Origin of the sequence: Nocardioides zhouii (assembly GCF_004137345.1) — a bacterium.
Taxonomy (GTDB): Bacteria; Actinomycetota; Actinomycetes; order Propionibacteriales; family Nocardioidaceae; genus Nocardioides; species Nocardioides zhouii.
This window is the reverse complement of record NZ_SDWV01000006.1, coordinates 221,986-232,611: the sequence shown is the minus strand read 5'-3', so window position 1 is coordinate 232,611 and position 10,626 is coordinate 221,986. Positions and strand designations below refer to the sequence as shown.

Genomic DNA, 10,626 nt, shown 5'->3' with positions numbered 1-10,626 from the left:
TACGACGGTGCGACGAAGCTCGGCGACACCACGGTGACGCAGGGCTCGATCACGATCGCTGCGAAGGCGCTCGCGGTGGGCACCCACTCTCTGACGCTGAAGTACCTGGGCAACGGCAGCTACACGGCCAGCCAGGGCTCCGTGTCGGTGACGGTGGTCAAGGCCTCGTCCTCGGTGTCGGGCACTGCTGCTGACATCACCTGGGGCAACGCAGGCTCGGTGACCGTGACGGTCACTCCGTCCGCCGCGACCGGCACGGTGGAGCTCTTCGACGGTGCGACCAAGCTGGGCGAGGGCAACCTGACCAGCGGCACCACGTTGATCGCGATCCCGTCGCGGGCACTCGCTGTGGGCACCCACGCGCTGACCCTGAAGTACCTCGGCGACGGCAGCCACAGCAGCAGCCAGGGCACCATGAGCGTCACGGTGGTCAAGGCGTCCTCCTCGGTGTCGGGCACGGCTGCCGACATCACGTGGGGCAACGCGGGCTCGGTGTCGGTGACGGTCACCCCGTCCGCCGCGACCGGCAAGGTCGAGCTGTACGACGGTGCGACCAAGCTGGGCGAGGGCACTCTCACCGGTGGCGCGACCAGCATCGCGGTCGCTGCGAGGGCGCTGGCGGTGGGCGACCACTCGCTGACGCTGAAGTACGTCGGTGACGGCAGCTACAACGCCAGCCAGGGCACGGTCAAGGTGGTGGTCCTCAAGGCCCCCACCACGGTCTCGGCACCGAACGTCACCCTGCAGTGGGCGAAGGCCTCGTCGGTGTCGATCACCGTGGCCCCGCCCGCCGGCGGCACCGTCGAGCTCTACGACGGCTCCACCAAGCTGGGCGAGGCGACCCTGCGCGGCGACGGCACGGCTCGGATCGCGCTGCCCGCCAAGTCGCTCGAGGTCGGCACGCACAGCCTGACGCTGAAGTACCTCGGCTCGGGCAGCTACCTGCCCAGCCAGTCCACGGTGACCGTCACGGTCACCAAGGGCCGGTCGAAGGTCGAGGTGTCGGTGCCGAAGTCGGTCGACGCGGGCGACAGGGCGAAGATCAAGGCCACGGTCGACAGCGCCGCGGGCGACGCGACCGGCCCGGTCGAGATCCTGGTCAAGCAGGTGGGTGGCTCCTTCAAGAAGGAGCTCACCCGCAAGGTGGGCGACGGGACGGTCGTGGTCAAGATCAGGCTGCCGCGGTCGGGCAAGTACGTCGTCAAGGTGAAGTACCTCGGCGACGTGCACACGCTGGGCGACCACGTCAGCACGCGCCTGCGGGTCAGCTGACCACGTAGGAGCACGACAAGGAGTCCCGAACCGCTACCCCCACGGCGGCTCGGGACTCCTTCGTCGTCCGTCGGCGACTCGGGGGATCGCCGTCCTCCACCCTAGAATCGCCGGGTGACACTGAGGCTCCACGACACCGCGACGCGCGAGACGCGCGACTTCGTCCCGCTGCAGCAGGGCCGGGCCGGTATCTACGTGTGTGGCCTCACCGTCCAGTCGGAGCCTCACGTCGGTCACGTGCGGTCCGCGGTGAACTTCGACGTGCTCCGCCGCTGGCTCTCCGCCACCGGCTACGAGGTCGACTTCATCCGCAACGTCACCGACATCGACGACAAGATCCTGGCGAAGTCCGCGGAGCAGGGCATCCACTGGTACGCCCTCGCCGCGGCCATGAAGCGCGAGCTCGACTCGGCGCTCGCCGCGATCAACGTGCTCCCGCCGACGTACGAGCCGGGCGCGACCGGCCACGTCCCGGAGATCGTCGAGCTCATCGAGCAGCTCATCGCGCGCGGCCACGCCTACGCGGCCGAGGACGGCAGCGGCGACGTCTACTTCGACATCCGCAGCTGGGCGGCGTACGGCGAGCTGACGCGGCAGAAGGTCGAGGACATGGAGCCCGCCGGCGACGCCGACCCGCGTGGCAAGCGCGACCCCCGCGACTTCGCACTCTGGAAGGGCTGGAAGAAGGAGAGCGAGCCGCAGACCGCGTCATGGCCCTCCCCGTGGGGTCCCGGTCGTCCGGGCTGGCACATCGAGTGCTCGGCGATGGCCGGCAAGTACCTCGGCCCCGCCTTCGACATCCACGGCGGCGGCGTCGACCTGCGCTTCCCCCACCACGAGAACGAGCAGGCCCAGTCGCGGGCCGCGGGTCGTCCGTTCTCGTCGTACTGGCTGCACAACGCCTGGATCACCACGGCCGGCGAGAAGATGAGCAAGTCGCTCGGCAACTCGCTCCTCATTCCGTCCGTGCTCGAGCGGGTCCGCGGCATCGAGCTGCGCTACTACATGGTGGCGGCGCACTACCGCTCGCACGTCGAGTTCAGCTTCGAGGCCCTCGACGACGCCGCGAAGGCGTTCCGCCGGATCGAGGACTTCCTCGAGCGGGCCGCCGGTGTCGTCGGCACCTGGTTCGCGGCGATGCCCGACGACTTCCGGCAGGCGATGGACGACGACCTCGGCACTCCCGCGGCCGTCGCCGTCATCCACGACTCGGTCCGCGAGGGCAACCGGCTCCTCGCCGACGGACCGTCCGACGAGCTCAGCCAGAAGTTCGGCGAGGTCATCGCCATGCTCGACGTGCTCGGCCTCAACCCGGCCGACCCCGCGTGGGCGACGAGCGGCTCGGACGACAAGCTCAGCGCCGTCGTCGACGCCCTCGTGCAGGGGCTGCTCGCCGAGCGGACCGCGGCGCGCGAGGCCAAGGACTGGGCCCGCGCCGACACCATCCGCGACCAGATCGCGAACGCCGGCCTCGAGGTCGAGGACACGCCCGCCGGACCACGGTGGTCGATAGATGCAGGGAGCGTGTGACCCGTCATGGCAGGTAATTCCAAGCGCAAGGGCGCCATCAAGAAGACCGGTAAGGGCAACCGCACCGCCGGTTCGGGCGGTCGCGTCCGGCGCGGCCTGGAGGGCAGGGGGCCGACGCCCAAGGCCAGCGAGCGCCCGTACCACCAGGCGCACAAGGTCGCCAAGCGCGCCGAGAAGGCCAAGGACACGCGGCCCAAGCGGCGTACGACGTCCGACGCCGAGTGGGCGGCCGGGCGCAACTCGGTCGTCGAGCTGCTGCGCGGCGGCGTGCCGGTAACCGCGATCTACGTCGCCGAGGGCGCCGAGCGCGACAACCGCCTGCGGGAGGCCTTCAAGCTCGCCGCCGAGCAGGGCGTACGCCTCCTCGAGGTCACCCGCAACGAGATGGACCGGATGACCTCCGGTGCCGTGCACCAGGGCCTGGCAGCGCGGCTGCCGGCCTACGAGTACGCCCACGCCGACGACCTGCTCGACCGTGCCGACGAGGCCAAGGAGCCGGTGCTCATCGTCGCCCTCGACTCGGTCACCGACCCGCGCAACCTCGGCGCCGTCGTCCGCTCGGCCGCCGGGTTCGGCGCCCACGGCGTGCTGATCCCCGAGCGTCGCGCCGCCGGCATGACCGCTTCGGCGTGGAAGACCAGCGCCGGTGCGGCCGCGCGACTGCCCATCGCCCAGACCGTCAACCTGACCCGCCAGCTCAAGGCGTACCAGGAGGCGGGCTGCATGGTCGTCGGCCTGGCCGCCGACGGTGACATCTCGCTGCCCGAGCTCGTCGCGGCAGGTGGGCTCGCCGAGGGACCGCTGGTCGTGGTCGTCGGGTCCGAGGGCAAGGGCCTGGGCCGGCTCGTGGCCGAGACCTGCGACCAGATCGTCTCCATCCCGATGGCCGGTCAGCTCGAGTCGCTCAACGCCGGGGTGGCCGCCTCGGTCGCCCTCTACGCGATCTCGCAGGCCCGCCTCCCCGGATGACCATCGGATGAGCACTCCGCGCCGGCTGCTGGTCGGCGTCGTGCTGCTCGCGTGCAGCGTGGCGCTCGGGCTGGTGGTCGCGGTGTCGCTGTTCCTCACGAGCAGCCGGACGGTCGTCGTGGTCGGCCACGACACCGTCGTACGCCCCACGATGGCGCGCGACGCGGTCGTCGAGACCGGGCCGCTGCTGCCCGACCTGCGCTTCCGCGACATCGGTCCGGTCGGCGTCACCCTGACCCTCGGCAAGACCGAGGTGGGCTCGATCGAGGAGCTGGTCGAGCGCTACGCGTACATCGCCGCTGACCCCACCGCGCAGGTCGACAAGGTGCAGGGCGTGGTGGTCGAGATGGCGATCTCGGCCGCCGTACGCGGGCTGGGCGTCGGGCTGGTGCCGGTGGCGGTGTTCCTGCTGCTCGGCCGGCACCGGCGCGGCGAGCTCTTCCGCGGCCTCCGCACCCGGCAGGGGTGGCTCGCCCTCGTCCTGCTGCTGACGCTGCCGCTACTGGTGTGGCAGCCGTGGCAGTCGCGCGCGGAGACGCAGGAGGAGCAGGGGAGTTGGCAGACGCTCGCCGAGCTGGCCGGTCCCGACGTGACGTTGCCCGACGAGGTCCGCGACATCGAGGTTCGCACCGGTCCGGTCACCACCCAGAGCAAGCGGCTGGTGCTGAGTGCGATCGACACCTACGACAAGAGCAAGGAGTTCTACTCCACCGCCGCCGAGGGCGCTGCCGACCTGGCGGTCCGCCAGCCCGAGGACGGCGAGACCGTGGCCCTGCTGGTGAGCGACCGGCACGACAACATCGGGATGGACCGCGTCGCGCGGGCGATCGGCGACGCGGCCGGCGCGACGGTGGTGCTCGACGCCGGCGACGACACCTCGACCGGCCAACCGTGGGAGGCGTTCAGCCTCGACTCGCTCGCGGGTGCCTTCGACGACTGGGACCGCTTCGGCGTCGCCGGCAACCACGACCACGGCACGTTCGTCAGCAGCTATCTCGCCGAGGAGGGCTGGACGATGCTCGACGGCGAGGCGGTCGACGCACCCTGGGGCGGCACGTTGCTCGGCGTCGACGACCCGCGCAGCAGCGGCCTCGGCAGCTGGCGCGAGGAGTCGGGGCTCAGCTTCACCGAGGTGGGCGACCGCCTGGCCGACGCTGCCTGCGCCGCAGCCGAGGACGGGGAGCGGGTCAGCACAGTGCTGGTCCACGACGCCAACCTCGGGCGCGAGGCGCTCACCCGCGGGTGCGTCGACCTCGTGCTGGGTGGCCACACCCACGTGCAGTCCGGGCCCGACGCCGTCGAGGGCGAGGACGGCGCGACCGGGTACACCTGGACCAACGGCACCACCGGCGGGGCGGCGTACGCGATCGCGCTGGGCAGCAAGCCGCGACGCGACGCCGACGTCAGCCTGGTGACGTACGCCGACGGGCGACCGGTCGGCCTGCAGTGGGTGCGGCTGCGCACGGACGGTTCGTGGCTGGTCGGCGAGTGGGAGCCGATCGAGCCGGGCTGAGACGCCCCTCGTCGTCAGCCCGGCTCGATGCGGTGGTCAGAAGGCGCAGAGCGCCCGTGCGTCGCCGAAGACGAGGTAGCCGCTGCCGTCGACTGTCTCGGTGTTCTCGAGACGCAGCCGCAGACCGTTGCTGATGTCGATGCTGATCGCATCCGACGATCCGAGGGCGATGCCCGACTTGGTCCACTTCGTCACGTTGTCGACGAGCAGGCGGGCGGTGGTCCTCAGGGAGGTGCTCGCCTCGTCGTTCACGCCGACGGTTGCGTCAATCCGGATGCACGCACGGCCCACGTTGAACTCGACGTAGTTGGTGTATCCGGTGCCACCGTAGATGCCGACCGACTTGGAGTAGTTGGTGCCGTTGACGTTGAAAGAGTCGTACTCCGGCGTCCCGCTCTGCGCTACCTGGTCGGGTGGACCGTCGTAGAGGTAGTACCAGCCGTACACGGCCACCGTGGAGGCAGCGCTCACCGAGGACAGCAGCGTCCCACCACCCAGGAACACCGCGCGGAGAGGCACGGCTTTGCCGGCGGTGGTGACCGTGACGGTCGCCGCCCACTGTCCGTTCTGGACGCCCGCGCCGCCGATCGAGCTCCACGACGAGCTGCCGGTGTCGTACGCCTGGACCTGGACCTGCTGGCCGTTGAGGTTGCCGCTGGCGACCCCGGAGACCGTGAACGGCTGACCCGCCTCCGTGGTGTACGCGCTGAGCGAGCTGATGGAGACGGCCGTGTCCTGCTTCGGCTGCTGGCCCATGTGCACCAGAACGCTGTCACAGCTGCGCTTCACGCACGCCTTGTAGGTGCGGTCGCCGGACTTGACGTCCTCGCGGTGGGTGAAGCGGCCCTTGCGGGTGGTGCGCTTGACGGCCTCGACGTTCCACGACGACTTGCCCTTGGTCTTCTGGTAGATCGTGACGGACACGCGGCCGCGCACACCTGTCACGGCCCCCGACAGGGTCACGAGCCCGCCCTTCTTCACCCACTCCGGCGAGGCGGAGAGGGAGACGCGGACCGCCTGTGACCTGACGGCCGACGGCTCGGGGGTCGAGGCGACCCCGGGCGGAGCGAGCAGGGCGAGCAGCAGCGCCGCGACGACGGCGTGGACCAGGCGCATGAATCCTCCGGGGAGTGGTGCTCCACGGATCCTCCGCCGGGTGCGCTGCCGACCGCACTCCCCACAAACGGGGGGGCCCACCCGTTCACTCCTCGCCGGTGATCGCCTCGTCCGGCTTCGCGGTGAGGAAGCGGTCGATGTAGTCGCGCGCGGTGTCGTGGATGCTGATCTCGAACCCGGCCTGCTCCGAGAGGTACCACCGGTGCTCCAGGATCTCGTGGAAGACCTCGGCCGGCTCCAGCTTGCCGGTCGCGTCCGGTGGGATCATCGACATGATCGGCTCGAAGATCTCGTGCATCCACTTGCTCGCCACCAGGTGGCGGTCCTCGCGGCCGAGGTCGTAGTGGGCGGTGAACGAGGCGAGGTCGTTGAGCAGCCGCCGGGCCTGGTTGTCCTCGACGCTCATCCCGGTCAGGGCCTGGATCTCGCGGGCGTGGTGACCGAGGTCGACGACCTTCGGCTGGATCCGGATGGTGTCCCCGTCGAGGTCGGTGACGATGTCGAGCTCGTCGACGTCGAAGCCGAGGTCGTTGAGCCGCTCGACGCGACGCTCGATGCGCCACATCTCATCGGCCCGGAACTCCTCGAGGTCGGTGAGCTCCTTCCACAGCGCCTCGTAACGCGAGCGGAGGCGCTCGATGATCTCGAAGCCGTCGATCTCGTGGACGGCGCCGCTGGCCTCGAGGTCCATCAGCTCGGCGAAGATGTTCTCGCAGCCGACGGTGATGTCGTACTCCCGCATCCGCTCGCCGACCTCGTCGCGCAGCTCGCCGGTCTCGGCGTCGACGAGGTAGGCCGAGAACTCGCCGGCGTTGCGCCGGAACAGCACGTTGGAGAGCGACACGTCGCCCCAGTAGAAGCCCGCCAGGTGCAGCCGTACGAGCAGCACGACGATGGCGTCGATGAGGGTCGGCACGTGTGCGGCGGTCATCCCGCGGCTGAAGAGGCTGCGGTAGGGCAGCGAGAACTGGAGGTGCCGGGTGATCAGGGCCGCCGGCAGCTCCTCGCCGTCGGCGTCCTCGCGGCCGGTGACGACGCCCTGCGGCACGACCGCCGGCATCCCGATCCGCTGGAGGTCGCGGAGCATACGGTACTCGCGGAAGGCGATGTCGTCCTGCGTCTCCTTGACGGCGTAGACCCGGTCACCGAGCCGCACGATGCGCACGATGTGGCGCGACAGCCCGCGCGGCAGCGGGACGACGACGTCGTCCGGCCACTCCTCGAGCGGGGTGTCCCAGGGCAGGCTGAGGATGGCCGGGTCGGGCCGGCTGGCGACGATCCGCATGGCCATGCGATGACCCTAGCGGCGTCACTCCTCGCCGAGGGCCCAGATGTCGACGCGCGGTCCGTCGGCAGCCGGGACCTCGACGCCCTCGGGTCCGCCGGCCAGGTCGGCGCCGCCGGGTTCGGACCCGAAGAGGTGGCTGCCCGGCTCGACTGCGAGCGCGAATGCGGAGCCCGCGGCCCGGCGGGCCACCACGAGGACCGACCCGTCGGGGTGCTCGCGCACGTAGGCGAGGGTGTCGTCGTCGACGTACGCCCAGCGCAGGCCGCCACGACGGAGGGCGACGTGGTCACGGCGCACCCGCGCGAGGTCGGCGTACGCCGTCAGCGTGGTGCGGTCCCACTCGTCCTCGCGGTGCCACGGCATCGTGCGGCGGGAGTCCTCGCCGGTGACGCCCTCGAGGCCGATCTCGTCGCCGGCGAAGAGCATCGGCACGCCGGGCAGGCTGAACTGCAGGCCCGCCGCGACGCGGTGCACCTGCGCGTCGCCGCCCACGACAGTACGGATCCGCGCGGAGTCGTGGGACCCGAGGATGTTCCAGCTCGATGCCGTCGCCCGCCAGCCGAGGGTGCCCTGCCAGGCGCGGAGGGTGTCGACCACCGCGCCGCCGCCGCGGCGGGGGACCGGCACGGGCCGGCCGAAGGGCCGCGCCGGCGAGGCCGGGTCGCGCAGCCACGACCACACGGGCCAGGAGAAGCCGGAGTAGTTCATCGTGCCGTGCCAGCCGTCGCCGTCCACGTCGCCGGTCGCGTCGTGGTTGTGCTCGCCGATGACCCACGGGTCCTCGCGGAGCTCGGCGGCCGTAGCGCGCACGGCCCGCGCGACCTCGTGGGCCACGTCGATGTCGGCCAGCCGGCCGGTCATGTTGGCGACGTCGATGCGCCAGCCGTCGACGTCGTACGGCGGGCGGAGCCAGCGGCCCACCACCGAGTGCGGTCCCTCGACCATCGCGTGCCGCACATCGAGGTCGGCGTGGTTGATCTTCGGCAGCGTGCCGTGGCCCATCCAGCAGGCGTACGTGCCGTCCTCCTCGAAGTAGTAGAAGGAGCGGTGCGGGTCATCGACGCCGCCGTCGACGGCGGACAGGAACCACTCGTGGGTGTCGCCGGTGTGGTTGGTGGTCAGGTCCCCCAGGATCCGCCAGCCGCGCGCGTGGACGGCGGTGCTCAGCCGGGCGTACGCCTCGTCGCCGCCGAGCAGCGGATCGACGCTGGTGAAGGTGGTCGCGTTGTAGCGGTGGTTGCTCTCGCCGGGGAAGACCGGCGTCGTGTAGACGACGTCGGCGCCGACCTCGGCGACGTGGTCGAGGTGCTCGGTGATGCCGTCGAGGTCGCCGCCGAAGAACTGCATCGGGGTGCGCGGGTCGCTGCCCTCGAAGACCACCTCGTCGTCCCAGCCCGCCTCCAGCGCCCAGTCGGGCACCTCCCGCTCGTCGGCCGCCGCCGAACGGGCGAACCGGTCGGGGAAGACCTGGTAGACGACGGCGTCGCGACCCCAGTCGGGCGCCGCAGGGAAGGCGGCGAGCCGGAAGTCGGCACCGTCCGGCACGTCGTGGCCCACGATCCCGCCGCCGGTGAGCCACTCCTGTTCGCCGCCACGCACGATGAGGAAGCGGTAGCGGGTCACCGGGTTGTGCACCGGCAGCCGCGCCTCCCACCACACGGCACCTTCGGCGGCCTGCGAGGTCGTCGGATGGAAGACCGGCTCGGCGTCGTACGTCGTGCGCAGCCAGATCGCGTCGACCGGGTCCTCGGCGCTGGTCCGGACCCGCACCGTCACCGTGTCGCCCAACGTGGGCGCCTCGTCGGAGACGTAGAGCGGGGAGCCGTCGTGATGGGGCAGGTGGAGGAGGCTCACGGGGGTCATCCTCTCAGCCGTCACGCGCTGACTAGGATTGCCGCCGCGTCCTCGGACGCACGCCGGTGTAGCTCAGTTGGTAGAGCGCTTCTCTTGTAAAGAAGATGTCGCGGGTTCGACTCCTGTCACCGGCTCCAACGTAGGCAGTTCGGCACGCCATGGGTCGTCCGCAACCGTGGTCGATCGGCGGCGGCCGGCCAACTGCCTATGTTCGTCAGCGGACCTGCTCGACCTCGAACTCGCAGGCGGGGGAGGCGATCGCGTCCTGGGCGGCGATGAGCCGCAGCTCCCGCTCGCCGGAGTCGAGCGTCTCCTTCAGCACGGCGAAGACCGACGAGGCCGTCCGAGCCAGGGCGTCGGCGGGGGAGCCGGTCTCGTGGAGGTGCGCGGTGAAGAGGGCGGCGGTGATGTCGCCCGAGCCGTTGGCCTTCATCGGGAGGCGCGGCGTGCTCACCAGCCAGGCGCCGTCGCCGGTGACGGCCAGCATCTCGATCGCGTCCTCCGCTGCCCCGGCCCGGTCCACCGAGGTGACCAGCACGGTCGCGGGACCGAGGGCGCGGACCTCGTCGACCGCCGACAGGATGTCGTCGAGCGACGACGAGCCGCTGAGCGCGTCGCGGTCGGTGATGAAGCCCAGCTCGAACTGGTTGGGCGTCAGCACGTCGGCCACCGGGATGACGATGGAGCGGTACTTCGGCGGGATCGCCGGGTTGACGAAGCAGCCCGAGGTCGCGTTGCCCATGACCGGGTCGCAGGTGTACGTCGCCGCGGGGTTGGCCGCCTTGACCTGTGCGACCGCGTCGGCAATGACGTCCGCGATCTCCGGTGATCCCTGGTAGCCCGAGAGGATCGCGTCGCAGGACTCGAACGCACCCCGCTCACCGATCCCAGCGATCACGGCGGCGACGTCCTCCGCCGAGATCAGCGGCCCGCGCCATGCGCCGTACCCGGTGTGGTTGGAGAAGTTCACCGTCAGGACCGGCCACACCTCGTGGCCGAGGCGCTGCAGCGGGAAGACGGCGGCGGAGTTGCCGACGTGGCCGTACGCCACGTGGGACTGGATCGAGAGGACGCGCATCCCCCG

8 protein-coding genes and 1 tRNA gene are annotated in these 10,626 nt (G+C 71.1%); 5 read left to right on the top strand and 4 right to left on the bottom strand.

All coding sequences use genetic code 11. The features are described from left to right. The 4 genes from EUA94_RS08420 to EUA94_RS08405 all read left to right on the top strand — a co-directional run. The coding region (locus EUA94_RS08420; RefSeq protein ID WP_165356840.1) for an Ig-like domain-containing protein at nucleotides 1-1,272 on the top strand (1,272 nt) is incomplete at its 5' end. Nucleotides 1,273-1,386: 114 nt separating this feature from the next. Beyond that, nucleotides 1,387-2,802, top strand: coding sequence for a cysteine--tRNA ligase (gene cysS / locus EUA94_RS08415; protein WP_129426418.1), 1,416 nt, complete (start codon nucleotides 1,387-1,389; stop codon nucleotides 2,800-2,802). A 6-nt stretch (nucleotides 2,803-2,808) separates the two neighbouring features. After that, nucleotides 2,809-3,771, top strand: coding sequence for a 23S rRNA (guanosine(2251)-2'-O)-methyltransferase RlmB (rlmB, locus tag EUA94_RS08410; RefSeq protein ID WP_129426417.1), 963 nt, complete (start codon nucleotides 2,809-2,811; stop codon nucleotides 3,769-3,771). Nucleotides 3,772-3,778: 7 nt separating this feature from the next. Continuing rightward, nucleotides 3,779-5,284 (top strand): metallophosphoesterase family protein, encoded by a 1,506-nt coding sequence (locus EUA94_RS08405; protein ID WP_129426416.1) that lies wholly within the window; start codon nucleotides 3,779-3,781, stop codon nucleotides 5,282-5,284. Nucleotides 5,285-5,320: 36 nt separating this feature from the next. On the opposite strand, the gene EUA94_RS08400 is transcribed toward EUA94_RS08405, so the two are convergent. The 3 genes from EUA94_RS08400 to EUA94_RS08390 form a co-directional block, all read right to left on the bottom strand. Beyond that, nucleotides 5,321-6,400: an NPCBM/NEW2 domain-containing protein gene (locus EUA94_RS08400; RefSeq protein ID WP_129426415.1), complete on the bottom strand. Its 1,080-nt coding sequence runs from the start codon at nucleotides 6,398-6,400 to the stop codon at nucleotides 5,321-5,323. 85 nt (nucleotides 6,401-6,485) lie between these two features. Beyond that, a complete protein-coding gene (locus EUA94_RS08395) occupies nucleotides 6,486-7,691 on the bottom strand; it encodes a DUF4032 domain-containing protein (RefSeq protein ID WP_129426414.1) in 1,206 nt (401 codons plus the stop codon). A gap of 18 nt (nucleotides 7,692-7,709) precedes the next feature. Next, nucleotides 7,710-9,542, bottom strand: coding sequence for a glycoside hydrolase family 13 protein (locus tag EUA94_RS08390; RefSeq protein ID WP_129426413.1), 1,833 nt, complete (start codon nucleotides 9,540-9,542; stop codon nucleotides 7,710-7,712). Nucleotides 9,543-9,603: 61 nt separating this feature from the next. Between EUA94_RS08390 and EUA94_RS08385 the strand changes: the two genes are divergently transcribed. Next, nucleotides 9,604-9,679, top strand: a tRNA-Thr gene (locus tag EUA94_RS08385). Nucleotides 9,680-9,756: 77 nt separating this feature from the next. Here EUA94_RS08385 and pdxY read toward each other — a convergent pair. Beyond that, nucleotides 9,757-10,620: a pyridoxal kinase PdxY gene (gene pdxY / locus EUA94_RS08380; protein WP_129426412.1), complete on the bottom strand. Its 864-nt coding sequence runs from the start codon at nucleotides 10,618-10,620 to the stop codon at nucleotides 9,757-9,759. Between the last annotated feature and the right edge of the window lie 6 nt (nucleotides 10,621-10,626).

Excerpts from the sequence above, each read along its gene's own strand:
- EUA94_RS08400 (WP_129426415.1), bottom strand. The coding sequence starts at position 6,400 with ATGCGCCTGGTCCACGCCGTCGTCGCGGCGCTGCTGCTCGCCCTGCTC.
- rlmB (WP_129426417.1), top strand. The coding sequence starts at position 2,809 with ATGGCAGGTAATTCCAAGCGCAAGGGCGCCATCAAGAAGACCGGTAAG.
- EUA94_RS08395 (WP_129426414.1), bottom strand. The coding sequence starts at position 7,691 with ATGGCCATGCGGATCGTCGCCAGCCGGCCCGACCCGGCCATCCTCAGC.
- EUA94_RS08405 (WP_129426416.1), top strand. The coding sequence starts at position 3,779 with ATGAGCACTCCGCGCCGGCTGCTGGTCGGCGTCGTGCTGCTCGCGTGC.
- pdxY (WP_129426412.1), bottom strand. The coding sequence starts at position 10,620 with ATGCGCGTCCTCTCGATCCAGTCCCACGTGGCGTACGGCCACGTCGGC.